The 15,938-nt window shown below is 72.4% G+C and carries 13 protein-coding genes; 12 read left to right on the forward strand and 1 reads right to left on the reverse strand.

Annotated elements, in window-relative coordinates; all coding sequences use genetic code 11:
* Window positions 1–16 precede the first annotated feature (16 nt).
* The 5 genes from EDF63_RS07560 (at window position 17) to EDF63_RS07580 (ending at window position 7,499) form a co-directional block, all read left to right on the forward strand.
* Entirely contained in the window at window positions 17–988 is a 972-nt protein-coding gene (locus tag EDF63_RS07560; RefSeq protein ID WP_123294288.1) for a MoxR family ATPase, read from the forward strand.
* Complete coding sequence (locus EDF63_RS07565) at window positions 985–2,397, forward strand: DUF58 domain-containing protein (protein ID WP_123312405.1); 1,413 nt, start codon at window positions 985–987, stop codon at window positions 2,395–2,397. The genes EDF63_RS07560 and EDF63_RS07565 overlap by 4 nt, the downstream gene beginning before the upstream one ends.
* 119 nt (window positions 2,398–2,516) lie before the next feature.
* Window positions 2,517–4,850, forward strand: coding sequence for a DUF3488 domain-containing protein (locus tag EDF63_RS07570; protein WP_123312406.1), 2,334 nt, complete (start codon window positions 2,517–2,519; stop codon window positions 4,848–4,850).
* The gene (locus EDF63_RS07575; protein WP_123312407.1) at window positions 4,847–6,715 is read left to right on the forward strand and encodes a zinc-ribbon domain-containing protein; all 1,869 of its coding nucleotides are present in this window, start codon (window positions 4,847–4,849) and stop codon (window positions 6,713–6,715) included. The genes EDF63_RS07570 and EDF63_RS07575 overlap by 4 nt, the downstream gene beginning before the upstream one ends.
* Before the next feature lie 70 nt (window positions 6,716–6,785).
* Entirely contained in the window at window positions 6,786–7,499 is a 714-nt protein-coding gene (locus EDF63_RS07580) for a hypothetical protein (protein ID WP_123312408.1), read from the forward strand.
* Window positions 7,500–7,504: 5 nt separating this feature from the next.
* Here the strand turns inward: EDF63_RS07580 and EDF63_RS07585 are convergent, their stop codons facing one another.
* Window positions 7,505–8,497 carry an asparaginase gene (locus EDF63_RS07585; protein WP_123312409.1) on the reverse strand — a complete coding sequence of 331 codons (993 nt, stop codon included), beginning with the start codon at window positions 8,495–8,497 and terminating at the stop codon, window positions 7,505–7,507.
* A gap of 57 nt (window positions 8,498–8,554) precedes the next feature.
* Between EDF63_RS07585 and EDF63_RS07590 the strand changes: the two genes are divergently transcribed.
* The 7 genes from EDF63_RS07590 to ispG all read left to right on the forward strand — a co-directional run bounded on the left by EDF63_RS07590 (window position 8,555) and on the right by ispG (window position 15,876).
* Complete coding sequence (locus EDF63_RS07590) at window positions 8,555–9,064, forward strand: OsmC family protein (RefSeq protein ID WP_260233016.1); 510 nt, start codon at window positions 8,555–8,557, stop codon at window positions 9,062–9,064.
* A 6-nt stretch (window positions 9,065–9,070) separates the two neighbouring features.
* Window positions 9,071–10,042, forward strand: coding sequence for an FKBP-type peptidyl-prolyl cis-trans isomerase (locus tag EDF63_RS07595; RefSeq protein ID WP_123312411.1), 972 nt, complete (start codon window positions 9,071–9,073; stop codon window positions 10,040–10,042).
* A 2-nt stretch (window positions 10,043–10,044) separates the two neighbouring features.
* On the forward strand, window positions 10,045–11,127 hold the full coding sequence (gene dxr / locus EDF63_RS07600; protein WP_123312412.1) for a 1-deoxy-D-xylulose-5-phosphate reductoisomerase: 1,083 nt from the start codon (window positions 10,045–10,047) through the stop codon (window positions 11,125–11,127).
* A gap of 128 nt (window positions 11,128–11,255) precedes the next feature.
* On the forward strand, window positions 11,256–12,590 hold the full coding sequence (locus EDF63_RS07605) for an RIP metalloprotease (protein WP_185021336.1): 1,335 nt from the start codon (window positions 11,256–11,258) through the stop codon (window positions 12,588–12,590).
* Between the two features lie 24 nt (window positions 12,591–12,614).
* Window positions 12,615–14,087, forward strand: coding sequence for a cytosine permease (locus EDF63_RS07610; RefSeq protein ID WP_123312414.1), 1,473 nt, complete (start codon window positions 12,615–12,617; stop codon window positions 14,085–14,087).
* The gene (locus tag EDF63_RS07615) at window positions 14,084–14,668 is read left to right on the forward strand and encodes a cysteine hydrolase family protein (RefSeq protein WP_123312415.1); all 585 of its coding nucleotides are present in this window, start codon (window positions 14,084–14,086) and stop codon (window positions 14,666–14,668) included. Before EDF63_RS07610 ends, EDF63_RS07615 begins: the two co-directional genes overlap by 4 nt.
* Before the next feature lie 74 nt (window positions 14,669–14,742).
* Window positions 14,743–15,876, forward strand: a complete 1,134-nt coding sequence (gene ispG, locus EDF63_RS07620) for a flavodoxin-dependent (E)-4-hydroxy-3-methylbut-2-enyl-diphosphate synthase (protein WP_111083888.1) — start codon at window positions 14,743–14,745, stop codon at window positions 15,874–15,876.
* Window positions 15,877–15,938 lie beyond the last annotated feature (62 nt).

The following is a 15,938-nucleotide window of genomic DNA, read 5'->3' on the forward strand; positions in this document are numbered from 1 at the left end:
CGAGGAACGACCACGCATGAGCATGACCCCGGAGCAGGCCACCTGGTTCGCCGACGTCGCAGGCCGCATCGTGACCAACGTCGAGCAGGTGCTCCTCGGGAAGACGTTCGTGATCCGCCTCGCGGTGACGGCGATGCTCAGCGAGGGGCACCTGCTGCTCGAGGACGTCCCCGGCACGGGCAAGACGAGCCTGGCGCGGGCGATGGCGCAGAGCGTGCAGGGGACCACGAACCGCATCCAGTTCACCCCCGACCTGCTGCCCGGCGACATCACCGGCATCAGCGTCTACGACCAGCGCACCCAGGAGTTCGACTTCCACCGCGGCCCGGTCTTCGCCAACATCGTCCTCGCCGACGAGATCAACCGTGCGAGTCCGAAGACGCAGTCGGCCCTGCTCGAGGCGATGGAGGAGTCGGCGATCACCGTCGACGGCGTGAACCACCGCCTGGCGGCCCCGTTCATGGTCATCGCGACGCAGAACCCGATCGAGCAGGCCGGCACGTACCGCCTGCCCGAGGCGCAGCTCGACCGCTTCCTCATGAAGACCTCGATCGGCTACCCGGACCACGCCGCCACGGTGAAGATCCTCGAGACCTCGTCGGCGCCGTCGGCGTCGGTGCCGCTCGCGAGCGTGGTGCCCGCGGCGACGATCACCGAGATGGCCGCGCTGGCGCGCACGGTGCACGTCGACGCCGTCATCGCCGACTACGTCGCACGGCTGGTCGACGCGACGCGTTCGGCCAGCGAGGTCCGCCTCGGCGTCAGCGTCCGCGGCGCCATGGGCCTCATCCGGTCGGCACGTGTGCTCGCTGCGCTGAGCGGCCGCCACTACGTCACCCCGGACGACGTCAAGGCCCTCGCCGTACCGGTGCTGGCGCACCGCCTGGTGCTCGACGCCGAAGCGGAGTTCGACGGTGTCAGCGCGCCGAGCGTCATCGCGCAGCTGCTGGTGGAGACGCCGCCGCCGGCCGACCGAGTCACGACGTGACGGACCGCCGGCCCGTCTCCACGCGCTCGCGCCGTCCGTCCTCGACGCGGTCGCGTCGCGGGACGACGGCGTACGAGCGCACGGGGACGGTCGCCGGCCTGACCAACGTCCGCTCGCGGATCGTCGGTGACCGCGAAGGCGTCGCCGCGGATGCGGTCGTCGGGATCGTCCGGATCTGGGCGACGGCCTGGAGGCTCGTCAAGCGTTCCTGGGGCGAGGTCTCGTCCGTCGTCACCGGGCTCGGTTGGACGGTCGCCGCGCTCACGCTCGTCGCGTTCGTCGCCGGCTACCGGTTCGGCCTGCGCGAGATCGTCGTCGTCGGGTTCGCGGGGGCGGTGCTGGTCGTCGTGGCGGCGATCGCGCTCATCGGCCGGACTCGTCTGGTGATCCGGATGCGCCTGCCGCAGCACCGGGTGGCGGTCGGCGACGAGGCCGGTGTGGTGGTGACGGCGGAGAACCCGACGCGCCTGCCCTCGGTGCCGACGACGGTCGAGGTGCCGGTCGGTCCGGGTCTGGTCGACGTCGCGATCCCGGCGATCGGCGCGCACGGCACGTTCGAGCAGCTGGTGCCGGTGCCGACCGTGCGCCGCGGCGTGCTCGACGTGGGTCCGGTCACCGGTGTCCGCGCCGACCCGGTCGGTCTCGTCCGTCGCGAGGTCGTGTGGACAGCGCGCGAGCAGGTCATCGTGCACCCGCGCACGATCGCGATCCCGTCGACGAGCACGGGGCTGGTGCGCGACCTCGAGGGGCAGGCGACCACCGACCTGTCACCGGCCGACATCGCCTTCCACGCCATCCGCGAGTACATGCCCGGTGACGACCCCCGGACCATCCACTGGAAGTCGACGGCGAAGTCGGGCGCCCTGATGGTGCGCCAGTTCGAGGACACGCGCCGCTCGCACCTGGTCGTGGCGCTCGGCATCGCCCGGTCGGAGTTCGGCGACGACGAGGAGTTCGAGCTCGCGGTGAGCGCGGCGGCGTCGCTCGGTGCCCGCGCGATCCGCGACGGCCGGGAGGTCTCGGTCGTCGTGTCCGAACGCACCCCGGAGTTCGCGAAGCGCGCGGTCTACGCGGTACGGACCCTGCCGACCGTCACCCCCACACGCCTCCTCGACGACTTCGCCTCGGTCGGACTCGCCGATGCCTGCCTGCCCATCGCCGAGGTATCGCGGATCGTCGGCAGCGACACCGAGGGCATCTCGGTGGCGTTCCTGGTCGTCGGTTCGACGATCGGGTTGCCGGCACTCCGGCTCGCGGCGACGCGCTTCCCGGTCGGGGTCGAGGTCGTCGCGGTGATCTGCGAGCCCGAAGCGCAGCCGCGGTTCCTGCGCGTCGCAGGGCTGACCGTGATGACCATCGGGTACCTGGACGACCTCCGGCACGCCCTCCACCGATCGGCCGCCGCGTGAGCGCCGCTCCGGCGACCACTCCGCCGCCGCCGCCAGAGCGTGCTCGCCGGTCGACCCGCCGTTCCCATCGCGATGCCCGACGGCTCGCGCCGTTCCGTCTCGCCGGCGGGACCCTCGTCGTGTGGCTCCTGCTCGCGGTCGCGAGCGTGTCCTGGTGGCCGGTCTACCGCGACGACTCGATGATCGTCGCGGCGGTGACCGCGATCGTCTTCGGCACGCTCGTCGCCCTCGTCGGCGCGGTCCTGCGTCTGCCGCTCGTCGTCGTGGCGATCGCGACGGTGGCGGCGTTCACGCTCGCCGGTGTGCCCGCGGCCGTGCCCGGCCAGGCCAACGGGGTCCTGCCCACGGGGCCGGGCCTGCTCGCGCTGTTCGCCGGTGTCGCGCTCGGGTGGAAGCAGCTGGTGACCATCAGCCTGCCGGTCGGGTCGTACGAGGCGCTCCTCGTGCCGTACTTCGTGACGCTCCTCGTCGCCACGGTGACGGCCGTGAGCGTGGCGACCCGAGCCTCCAGGCAGGAACTCGCGAGCATCCCGGCACTGGTGCTGTTCGCGGTCGGGGTCGTGGTCGGGCCGAGTCGGCTGGACACGTCGATCGTGACGGCCGTCGTGCTCGTCGCCATCGCGCTCGTCTGGGCGCTGACGGTGCGGCACGCGCGTCGCGCGGTCGCCGTCGCGACCACGATCGGGTCGGCGGTGCCGATCGCACGGTCCGTCGTGCGCCCTGCGCTCGTCGGCACGGGCACGATCGTGGCGGCGGCCGTCGTCGCCACCGGACTCGGGCTGGTCGCACCGCCCGGGAACGAGCGCACCGTCGCCCGGACCGACGTCGTCAAGCCCTTCGACCCGCGCGACTACGTCAGCCCGCTCAGCGGGTTCCGGGCGTACGAGGAGCGGAGCGCCGCGGACACGGCGCAGCTCCGGGTCACCGGACTGCCGGAGACCGGGTTCGTGCGCATCGCGACGCTCGACACCTACGACGGCGTCGTCTACCGCGTCGGCGGGTCGGACGGCTCCTCGGCGTCGGGCACGTTCGAGCGCGTGCCGACGTCGGTCGACGTCCGCGGCGTGACCGGCACGAGGGTGCGCGTCGGGGTGACCGTCGACGGCTACAGCGGGGTCTGGTTGCCGACGGTGGGCGACCTGGAGCGCGTCGAGTTCACCGGTGCCGACGCCGATGACGAGCGCGGGTCCTTCTTCTACAACGGCTCGACGCAGACCGGCGCCGTGGTCGGCGGGGTCCGTGACGGCACCGCGTACGACCTCACCGCCGTGGTGCCGGACCAGCCGACTGACGCGCAGCTCGAGGCGGCCCGCCCCGGGAGCGCAGCGGTCCCGACGGTGCGCGACGTGCCGGACGCCGTCCGCGAGACGGTCGAGGCCACGACCGACGCCGATGCGTCGTCGGGCGCGAAGCTGGTCGCGGTGATCCAGGCCCTCAAGCGCAACGGCTACGTCAGCCACGGCGTCGGCGACGACCGGATGAGTCGTTCCGGGCACGGTGCCGACCGCATCCAGGAGCTCTTGACGTCGCCGCTGATGATCGGCGACCAGGAGCAGTACGCGGCCGCCGCAGCGCTGATGGCCGACGAGCTCGGGTTCCCGGCCCGGGTCGTCATGGGCTTCACCGCCGGCGGCGACTCCGGGTCCGCCGGGGCGTCGGCGAGTGGGGGCACCACCACGTTCCGCGGCTCGGATGTCACGGCCCGTATCGAGGTCGACACCGCGCAGTGGGGATGGGTGATGCTCAACCCGAACCCGAGCGTCCGCGAGATCCCGAACGAGCAGCAGCAGACGCCGCAGCCGGTGACCCGCCCCGAGACCGTCGTGCCGCCGCCCCCGGTGGACCAGCAGGACCAGGACCAGCAGGCGCCGCCGCAGAGCGACCGGAACACGCCGCCCGTGCAGCCGCTGTGGCTGCAGATCCTGCTCGCGGCACTGCCCTGGGTGCTCGGTGCGCTCGGGCTGATCGCGCTCGTCCTCCTGCCGTTCGGCGTGATCGTCCTGCTGAAGCGGATCCGTCGTCGTCGGCGTCGTCGCGCACCGACGCCACGCGGCCGCATCGTCGGCGCGTGGGACGAGTACCGCGACGCGCTCCTCGACCGCGGGCACGACGTCGCCGGATCGGCCACCCGGCGCGAGACCGTCGCCGGCGCCCCGGGTGAGGGCGGGACCGGACTGGCCGCGCTCGCGGACCGGGCGGTGTTCGGACCGAGCGACGTCGACCAGGTCGCTGCCGACCGGATGTGGTCGGCGACGGACGACGCCGTCGGGACCCTGCGTGCCGGTCGGACGCGGCGTGAGCGGTTCCGCACCGCCGTGTCGCTCCGGTCCCTGCGCGGACCCGATCGACCGCGCGGGACGACCGGTCAGGGCTCGGCGAGACGCGGTGACTACGATGGCCGGAGGCCTGACGAGCGTCGTGGACGGCCGAGTGAGGACAGAGGCAGACCGTGATCAGATGCGAACACTGTGGATCGATGCTCCCGGACGGGGCGATCTTCTGCGGTGAGTGCGGACGCGCGGTGACCGCCGGGGCGAGCCGCCGGCCGGTCGCTCCGACCCCCGTCGAGCAGGCCCCGCCACCGCCCCTGCAGCAGCCCGACGCCCACGGACGTCGCTCCGATCCGGCCGCCGACGCGTGGCTGCCCGAGTCGACCCTCGACCCCGCCACCCGCGCCTGGCTGACCGGTGCCGACCGCCGCGACACCGAGCCCCCGGCAGCCGTGCCGGTCCAGCGCCCTGACGACCTCGCCCCGCGCGAGGCACCGTCGCACGTGCACGGTTCGGGTTCGGGCCTCGGCGACTGGTCGAACGCGGCCGCGCAGCCCGGCGCCGCACCTGTTCAGGACGAACCGCCGCTCGACCCGGACGCCTACCGGTCCGAGCCCGCGGACGCCCTGGCCGACGACCCCGAGCGCACGCGCTTGGCCCCCGTCGACGAGCGCCCCGCGACCCCGGCGCCCGACGAGGCCCCGGCCCCGGTGTGGGCGCCGCCCGTCGCTCCCGCCCCGACCGCCGCTCCGAGCGGCCCCTCGTGGTGGGTCGGCCGAGGCGCCGCAGTCGAGCCGGACGCCGCAGCGGAACCCGGAGTGCCGTCGGAACCCGACGTACCCGTCGTGCCGCCGATCCCGACCACGTCTGGTCGCGACGCCGACACCTCCTCGGCTGACGCCACGCAGGACGCGTCTGCCCCCGCGGGGTCCGACGCGGATGCGCCCGGACCGAACGGCGCCGGCGAACAGTCCGCCGCTGCGCCCGTCGTGTCCCCGCCACAGCCGGGGGACACCGCCGTGGTCGAGCCGCTGATCGACCGCCGACCGCCGCGGCCCGCACCCCTCGTGACGCCGGGAATGCACGCCACGACCATCTGCCACGTCTGCGGCAACCGCCTCGAGCCGGACGACATCTTCTGCGGCGAGTGCGGTGCCGTCCGGCCTGCCGTGACCGCCGCGTTCACCGGGCCGGTCGTGCCGCTGCCCATGGCGCGTCCGGACTGGGCGACCGAGCACTCCGGCGAGGAATCGGCCGGAGCGGGCGGATCGTCGTCGGCAGCCGTGCCGGACGACGAGATCCCGGTCGACGAGACCGCTGCCGACGAGACCGCTGCCGACGAGATCACGCTCGACGAGGCCGCGACCGACGACGGCGCTGCCGACGACGGTGCTGCCGACGACGGCGCTGCCGACGACGAGTCGGCCCTGCCGGACAGCGAGGCATCGCGGCCGGGTGGGCGTCCCCGCGGCGCACACGCGGCGCCGGTCACCGAGCCGTCCGAGCCCGGTGATGCGGCAGAGTCCGGCGAGTCGCAGGGGGCCGAACGGTCCTGGGCTCCGACGGCGCAGACCCCGCTCGCCGCGCCGCTGCCACCGGTCCCCGGGGCGACGACGCCCGAGGTCCCGCTCCCGCCGTCGGAGCGCCCCGAGGCCCGTGCTGACGACGACGAACTCGACGAGGACGTCGACGAGACCCGCATCGTCTCGAAGACCCCGACGCGTGCGCCGTTCCTGCTGCACTTCAGCACGGGCGAGCGCTTCGGCGTGCACGGCACCGGACTGCTCGGCCGACTGCCGCGTCCGCAGCCGGGGGAGCGCTACGACGACCTGCTGACCGTCCACGACCCGGGCAAGTCGGTCTCCAAGACCCACCTCGAACTCGGTCGTGACGGCGACGACCTGTGGGTGTCCGATCGGTTCTCCGGCAACGGCACCGTCGTCCGGCACATCGACGGTTCGATCCGCCGGTGCGAGCCGGGGCGCCGCTACCGCGTGGAGCGCGGTGCACGCGTGGACATCGGCGAGCAGTTCTTCCTCGTGCAGTAGCGGTCCCGACCTTCTCCACAGATCGGTCGGGGCCGCCCCGGCACCGTCGCGCTTCTGGTGCGATGGAGGCATGACCCCGTTCGCTGCTCGGTGCGTCCTGGTCGGGACCGCCGTCGTGCTCGTGCTCGCCGGGGTGTTCGCGCCCCTCGACGGCGCCTCCCGCCCGGTGGCGTTCGCAGCCGCCGGGTGCTGCGCGGTGCTCGACGTCCTGCTGTACCGGTCCAGTGCGGACGGACGCCACGAACCGGAGTCGCTGTCCGTCGACGACTCCGCAGCGACCGTCGAGCCCCTCCGTCCGAGCGCACCCGGACGGCTCCTGCTCGGCCACGGCCCGGACGGTGTCCCGTGGGAGACCGACACGACCGGTCACGTCGTGGTCGTCGGCACCGGGGCACTGGCCGCCGCGGTGTTCCAGGCGATCGCCGAACAGCTCCGTGCCACCGCCGACCCGTGCGACGACCTCCGCACGGCCGGCCGACTCGAGACCCCCGCCGGCGAGACCGCGGCGCTGCCCGCCGGCGCGGCGGTACCTGACGGCGCAGCCGTACCTGACGGCACGGCCGCGCCCGACGGCACGGCGGTGCTCGCGCGGCTCGACCGGTCCGGACGCCCGAGCGGCACGGTCGTGCTCGTGCCGGGCCTCGGCACGATGCCACGGCTCTGGGACGCCGCGGTCGAGGTCACCCGGTACGGCTGCACCGTCCGTCGCCCACCCGACCGACGCGGAGTCACGCTCACACCGGTGCTCCCGGTGCTCCCGCTACTGCCGGAGCTCGTCGGGTGAGGGCCTCAGCGCAGGCCGGAGCCGACCCGGACCGCGCCGACCGGCACACCACCGCCGAGCACCTGCTCACCGGTCGCCGCGAGCACCTCGGCCACGCCGTCGGCACCCACCAACCCGTTCCGCTGCAACAGGGCCAGTGCTGCGAGGGTGCCCGCGCGCTGCGATCCGTCCAGCACCTTCACCGCGACCGCGGCACCGCCGGGGAGCCCCATGACCATGACGCCCTCGGCACCGAGCTTCGCCAGGACCTGCAGTCGCTCGATCGTGACGGTGTTCGCCCGCCCGACGCCGTCGATCGCCCACGGGTGCGCCAGGACGGCGTCGGTCAGCGCCGCGGAGTCGTCGTCGGCACGGGCGACGACACCGGCGAAGCCGCGTGCGAGTCCGGTCAGCGTGAGCGGGAACACGGGGGCGCCGCAGCCGTCGGTGCCCACCAGGTCCACCGTCTCGTGCGTGTACTCCTCGACCACCGAGCGGACACGCTGCTGCACGGGGTGCTCGATGTCCAGGTATGTCGCCTCGTCCCAGCCGTTGACGCGGCAGGCGGCGAGCATTCCGGCGTGCTTGCCCGAGCAGTTCATCGCCAGGCGTCGGGGACCGTCCATCGTCCGGCCGGTCGCGCGGTCGAAGGGCATGTCCGGCGGGCACCCGAGGTCGGCCTCGACGTGGTCGAACGACTCGAGCATGTGCAGGGCGAGGGCCTGGTGCGCGGCGGTGCCGGCGTGGCTCGCGGTGGTGAGGACGAGTTCCTCGTCGGAGAACAGGGCACCGGCGCGGCGGACGGCGAGGGCTTGGAACGGCTTCATCGTCGAGCGCGGGTAGATGCTGGCGGTGGCGTCGCCGACCGAGTCGACCACGGCTCCCGCGGAGTCGACCACGACCCCGGCGCCGATGTGCCGGCTCTCGTCGAACCCGGACCGGTCGAGGACCGCGAGTTCGACCGACCCGTCGGCGGTGAGAGGATGGCGATCAGTGCGGACTTCGTGGCTCACCGTCATGCCGCCATGCTAGCCAGGGCGGACGACCGCCAGCGACGCCGACGAAGGGGCACCCGCGTGCAGGACCACACCTACGAGGTCTCCGTCAGCTGGACGGGGGACCGCGGCACCGGTACCTCCGGCTACCGCGACTACGGCCGCGACCACGTCGTGTCGGCGGTCGGCAAGCCCGACGTGCCCGGCTCCGCCGACCCCACGTTCCGCGGTGACCGCGACCGCTGGAACCCGGAGGAACTCGTCGTCGCGGCGTTGGCCCAGTGCCACATGCTCAGCTACCTGCACGTCGCGGTCACCCAGGGCTTCACCGTCGTCGACTACCGTGACACGGCCACGGCGTCGCTGAACCTGAACCGCGACGGCTCGGGCGAGCTCACCGGGGCGACCCTGCACCCGGTCGTGACGATCCTCGAGGCCGACCGCGTCGCCGATGCCGAGGCCGCGCACGCCACCGCCAACCAGCTCTGCTTCATCGCACGCTCCGTCGCCTTCCCGGTGCACCACGAGGCCGAGACGGTCGTCCGTGCCGCGACATTGGCAGGGGACTCTTCGGCACGTGGGGCAGACTAGGGTCCCGTGAAGCGTCTGCGCCTGCTCCCGATCGCCCTCGTCCCCGCCGTCGTGCTGGGACTCGCCGCATGCTCCGGCTCCGGTTCGGACGGGTCCACGGCGTCGCCGACCCCGACCGCCAGTGCCACCGCCTCGGCGATCACGTCCTGCCCGGACCCGGGCAAGTCGTCCGACGCGATCCGTGCGACCGGCTCGTTCGGCGGCGCGAAGGCCCCGACGGTCAAGTTCGAGGCCGGCCTGTCGGCGAAGACCCCGCAGGCCACCAAGCTCGTGACGGGCAAGGGCTCGTCGCTGGACGAGGGCGACTACGCCCAGGTCTCGTACACGGTCTACGAGGCGTCCGACGCCAAGAAGCTCGGCACCGTCGGCTTCGACGAGGGCAACCCGCAGGTCCTGTCCGTCGGCGGCTCGGGCTTCGGAGCCCTGCTCGCCTGCTCGAAGGTCGGCGACCGCGTCGCCGCGGTCGGCCAGTCGTCGGCGCTCGGGTTCAACACCGGCGGCGAGATCGTCGTGGTCGCGGACGTCGTCGCGCAGACCCCCACCAAGGCGAACGGGACCCCGCAGGACCAGGATCCCGACCTGCCGACGGTCAAGGACAAGGCGTCCGGCGAACCGGAGATCACGATCCCAGACGGTGTGAAGGCCCCGACGAAGACGACCGTCGAGGTCCTCAAGCAGGGCGACGGCGCGTCGATCGCCGACGGCGACACCGCCCTCGTGCAGTACAAGGGCGTCGTCTACAGCACCGGCAAGGAGTTCGACTCCTCGTGGTCGAAGGGCGCCCCGACGACCTTCACGGTCTCCGAGAGCGCGCTCATCAAGGGCTTCGTCACCGGGCTCGTCGGCCAGAAGGTCGGTTCCCAGGTGCTGATCGTCGCCACGCCGGAGGACGCCTACGGTGCGAACCCGCAGGAGGGCTCGGGCATCCCGAAGAACGCGACCCTCGTCTTCGTGGTCGACATCCTCGCGAAGGGCTGACCGTGGCGCGGCGCCGCATCGTCGTCCTCGGCAGCACCGGCTCGATCGGCACGCAGGCGCTCGACGTCGTCGCCCGCAACCCCGACCGGTTCGAGGTCGTCGGCCTGACCGCCGGCAGCAACCGCGACCTGGTCGCCGAGCAGGCCGCCCGGTTCGGTGTGCGCGACACGGCGTTCGGGGCGCAGGACTCCGAGCAGCTCGTCCGCAGCGTCGAGGCCGACGTCGTCCTGAACGGCATCACGGGCTCGGTCGGCCTCGGGCCGACGCTCGCGGCACTCGAGACCGGCGCGACGCTGGCGCTCGCCAACAAGGAGAGCCTCATCGTGGGCGGTTCCCTGGTGCAGCAGGCTGCAGCGCCGGGCCAGATCGTCCCCGTGGACAGCGAGCACTCGGCGATCGCGCAGGCGCTCCGCTCCGGTGCCGACGCCGAGGTGCAGCGCCTCGTCCTGACCGCGAGCGGCGGACCGTTCCGTGGTCGCACGCGTGCGGACCTCCGCGACGTCACGCCCGCGCAGGCGCTGGCGCACCCGACGTGGGACATGGGACTCGTCGTCACGACGAACTCCGCCACGCTCGTCAACAAGGGGCTCGAGGTCATCGAGGCGCACCTGCTCTTCGGCGTGCCCTACGACCGCATCGACGTCACGGTGCACGCGCAGTCGATCGTGCACTCGATGGTCGAGTTCGTCGACGGTTCCACCATCGCCCAGGCCTCGCCGCCGGACATGCGCCTGCCCATCGCGCTCGGTCTCGCCTGGCCGGACCGGGTGCCCGGCGTCGGCGTGCCGCTCGACTGGACCACGGCGAGCACCTGGACGTTCGAGCCGCTCGACACGGACGCGTTCGGCGCCGTCGCCCTCGCCAAGCGGGTGGGTGAGCTGGGTGGCACGTTCCCGGCCGTGTTCAACGCCGCGAACGAGCAGGCGGTCACCGCGTTCCACGCCGGTGCGATCGGTTTCCTGGACATCGTCGACACCGTCGAGCGCGTCGTCGAGGAGCACACAGCGGGGGAGTCGTCACTCGACGGCGTGCTGGCGGCGGAGCACTGGGCCCGCGCCGCGGCGGACCGCGCGCTGACCCGCTGACGCGAGTCGCGCCTCCCGTCCGACGCGGAGGCGGCAGACCGCGGACGTGACGCGCAGGCCCGGAGGCCCAGCTCGCCTCTCAGACGGCGCTCGGCTCCGTCATGGCAACCGTCCCGTACCCTTTCCCGGTGACCGTCGAATCCGTCCTGCTCTTCGTCCTCGGCGTGGTCGTCTTCATCATCGGCCTGCTGGTCTCGATCGGACTCCACGAGCTGGGGCACCTGTCCTTCGCGAAGCTGTTCAACGTCAAGGTGACGCAGTACTCGCTGGGGTTCGGCAAGGCCATGTGGTCGTTCAAGCGGGGCGAGACCGAGTACGGCATCCGCCCGATCCTGCTCGGCGGGTACATCTCGATGGTCGGCATGCTCAAGCCGCGTGCCTCCGGCCGTCCGAGTGCGATCACGAACACCGGCATGTACGGGGCGTTCGTGCAGGACGCCCGCCAGGCCAGCGCCGAGCAGATCGCGGACTCGGGCGGCGACGACTCCCGTGCCTTCTACCGACTCACCCCCTGGAAGCGCATCATCGTGATGGTCGCGGGCCCCGCGATGAACCTGGTGATCGGCATCGTGCTGTTCGGCGTGCTGCTGTGCGGCTTCGGATCACCGACCACGACCTTCACGTCGAGCGTCGACTGCGTCCTGCCGACCAGCCAGGCGACCGAGTGCACTTCGGGCGACCCGGAGTCGCCGGCGAAGCAGGCCGGCATCGCGTCCGGCGACGTCGTGCTCTCGGTGAACGGCGAGCAGGACCCGACCATCGCGCGCGTCTCCGAGGTCTTCCAGGAGTCCGCCGGCGAGCAGGTCACGGTCGTCGTCGAGCGCGACGGCGCCCGGAAGACGCTCGAGATCACCCCGACGACCGCCACCCGTGACGTCTACGATGCCGAGGGCAAGGTCGTCACGAACGACGACGGCACGACGAAGACCCAGCGGGTCGGTGTCGTCGGCGTCAGCATCGGGCAGTCGCTCGTGCGGCAGTCGCCGGCCGAGGTCCTGCCCGCGACGGGTGCGCAGATCTCCGCGTCGGCGCACCTCATCATCGACCTGCCGCAGCGCCTCGTGGCCGTCTGGAACGCTGCGTTCGGCGCGCAGGAGCGGTCGCAGGACAGCCCCGTGTCGGTCGTCGGTGTCGGCCGCGCGATCGGCGAGGTCTCGTCGATGAGCGGCGTGCCGGTGGTCGACAAGGCGTACACGATCCTCGGGCTGCTGGCCTCGTTGAACATCGGCCTGTTCGTGCTGAACATGGTGCCGCTGCTGCCGCTCGACGGCGGGCACATCGCCGGCGCCCTGTGGGAGGCAATCAAGCGACGATCCTTCAAGCTCGTCGGCAAGGCGGACCCGGGCCCCATCGACCTGGCGAAGACGATGCCGCTCACGATGGTCGTCGTGGTGCTGCTGGCGGGGATGAGCGCGCTGCTGATCTACGCCGACATCGTGCGGCCCGTGAACCTGTTCGGGTAGTCGCTCCGGCGCTACGCTCAGCGGATGAGCACAGCGCCCACGAACTCCGGGCCCACCACCGCCGCGCCCGAGGTCCGCACCGTCGAACGACAGGGCCTCGACGTCATCGCCGAGTCCGACCGCAAGGGCACCCCGCGGGGACTGTTCTGGCCGTGGTTCGCGGCGAACATCTCCGTCCTCGGCATCGCCTACGGGTCCTTCGTCGTCGGGTTCGGCATCTCGTTCTGGCAGGCCACCGTCGTCTCGGTCATCGGGGTGGTGTTCTCGTTCCTGCTGTGCGGCATCGTCGCGATCGCCGGCAAACGCGGGTCGGCGCCGACGATGGTGCTGAGCCGCGCGGCCTTCGGGGTCCGCGGCAACCGGCTGCCCTCGTTCCTCAGCTGGATCCTCACCGTCGGGTGGGAGACGGCCCTCGCCGCACTGGCGGTCCTCGCGACCTCGACGGTGTTCACCGAGCTCGGCTCGGACGGCGGGGTGCTGACGAAGGTCGTCGCCCTCGTCGTGGTCGCCGCGCTCGTGGTCGGGGCCGGCGTCGCGGGCTTCGACGTGATCATGCGCCTGCAGACCTGGATCACGGTCATCACGGGGGTGCTCACCGTCGTCTACGTCGTGCTCGCGGTGCCGTCCATCGACTTCGCCGCGATCGCCGCGATGCCGACGGGCAGTGCCCAGCAGTTCATCGGTGCGCTCGTGCTCGTGATGACCGGCTTCGGGCTGGGCTGGGTGAACGCCGCGGCCGACTACTCGCGGTACCTGCCGCGGTCGTCGTCCACCGGGGGAGTCGTCGGCTGGACGACCTTCGGTGGAGCGCTGGCACCAGCGATCCTCGTGGTCTTCGGTGTCTTGCTCGCCGGCTCGTCACCAGACCTGAACGCCGCGATCCAGGACGACCCGATCGGCGCGCTCACCACGATCCTGCCGGTGTGGTTCCTCATCCCGTTCGCCCTCGTCGCGATCCTCGGGCTCGTCGGCGGCGCGGTGCTCGACATCTACTCGTCGGGCCTCGCGCTGCTGAGCGTCGGCGTGAAGATCCCGCGGCCGGTCGCCGCCGGGGTCGACGGTGTGTTCATGGTGGCGGGTGCGATCTACATCGTCTTCTTCGCGACGGGCTTCGCCAAGCCGTTCCAGGCGTTCCTCATCACCCTCGGCGTGCCGATCGCGGTGTGGGCCGGCATCTTCGTCGCGGACGTCCTGCTGCGTCGCGCGGCGTACGCCGAGGGCGAGCTCGACGACCGTCACGGCCGGTACGGCGACGTCCGGTGGGGTGCGATCGCCCTGGTCGCGGTCGGCACGGCGCTCGGGTGGGGCCTGGTGACGCTGGCGTCGCCGGCGTGGCTGTCGTGGCAGGGCTACCTGCTCGAGCCGTTCGGGCTCGGCGGACGCGACGGTGCCTGGGCCTACGCGAACCTCGGAGTGCTGGTCGCCCTGGTCGTCGGGTTCCTCGGCACCCTGCTGTTCGCCCGGGGCTCCGTCCGGCGCCAGGAAGCACAGCGGTGAGCGGAGCGGTGAGCACGTCGGGGAGCACGATCGTCCCCGACGATGCCTGGCTCGTCGTCATCGACATGCAGCAGGTCTTCACGGGGGAGTCCCCGTGGGCGGCCCCGCGGTACGACCACGCCGGTGCCGGCATCGAACGTCTGCTGCCCCGGTTCACCGGCCGCACGGTGTTCACCCGGTTCGTCGCGCCCCAGCGCCCGCAGGGCGCCTGGGTGCCGTACTACCGCGAGTGGCCCTTCGCCCTCGTGCCGGACGCCGACCCGCTGTACGCGCTGACCGAACCATTCGCGAGTGCGGCAGGGGACCGGAACGACCCCGTCGTGACCGAGCCGACGTTCGGCAAGTGGGGGACGGGCCTCCAGTCAGTCGTCGGTGACCACCCGCACCTGGTGCTGACGGGCGTGTCGACCGACTGCTGCGTGCTGTCGACCGCCCTGGCGGCGGCGGACGCCGGAGCGGCCGTGACGGTCGTGGCGGACGCGTGCGCCGGGGCGAGCGACGCGGACCACGAGCGGGCGTTGGACGCGATGCGGTTGTACGCGCCGCTCATCACCGTGGTGGACGACGCCTCGCGGCTCTGAACGTCCGGTGTGACCGGGGCTGGCCGATCAGAGCGAGCGCGTAGAGTGCTCACGTGCCCGCTGTGAACCTCGGTATGCCCAAGTCGCCCGAAACCCTCGCCCCCCGACGCAAGTCGCGCCAGATCCGGGTCGGCAAGGTGCTCGTGGGCGGCGACGCTCCGGTGTCCGTCCAGTCGATGACCACGACCCCGACGACGAACATCAACGCGACGCTGCAGCAGATCGCCGAGCTCACCGCGTCCGGCTGCGACATCGTCCGGGTCGCGGTGCCGACGCAGGAGGACGCCGACGCGCTGCCGATCATCGCGAAGAAGTCGCAGATCCCGGTGATCGCAGACATCCACTTCCAGCCGAAGTACGTGTTCCAGGCGATCGACGCCGGTTGCGCCGCGGTCCGCGTGAACCCGGGCAACATCCGCAAGTTCGACGACCAGGTCGGCGCGATCGCCGCCGCAGCGAAGGCCGCCGGGGTGAGCCTGCGCATCGGTGTCAACGCCGGGTCGCTCGAGCCGAGCCTGCTGCAGAAGTACGGCAAGGCCACGCCCGAGGCACTCGTCGAGTCCGCCGTGTGGGAAGCCAGCCTGTTCGAGGAGCACGACTTCCACGACTTCAAGATCTCGGTCAAGCACAACGACCCGATCGTCATGGTCAAGGCCTACCGACAGCTCGCCGCCGCCGGTGACTGGCCGCTGCACCTCGGTGTGACCGAGGCCGGCCCGGAGTTCCAGGGCACGATCAAGAGCGCCACCGCGTTCGGCATTCTGCTGGCCGAGGGCATCGGCGACACCATCCGCGTGTCCCTGTCCGCGCCGCCCGCGCAAGAGGTCAAGGTCGGCCTGCAGATCCTGCAGTCCCTCAACCTGCGCGAGCGCAAGCTCGAGATCGTCTCGTGCCCGAGCTGCGGCCGGGCCCAGGTCGACGTCTACCAGCTGGCGAACGACGTCACCAAGGGGCTCGAGGGCATGTCCGTCCCCCTGCGCGTCGCCGTCATGGGCTGTGTCGTGAACGGCCCGGGCGAAGCCCGCGAGGCCGACCTCGGCGTGGCGTCGGGCAACGGCAAGGGCCAGATCTTCGTCAAGGGCAAGGTCGTCAAGACGGTGCCGGAGCACGAGATCGTGCAGACGCTCATCGCCGAGGCGAACCGCATCGCCGACGAGATGGGTCCCGAGGCCGCGCTCGGCAGCCCCGAGGTCATCACCACCCCGTAGGCCGCGCTCCGGCACCGTGCGGATTCCGTCACTCTGTGCCGGGTTGGCGGCTCGGTGCAGGG

The organism is Curtobacterium sp. JUb34, assembly GCF_003755065.1.
GTDB lineage: Bacteria > Actinomycetota > Actinomycetes > Actinomycetales > Microbacteriaceae > Curtobacterium.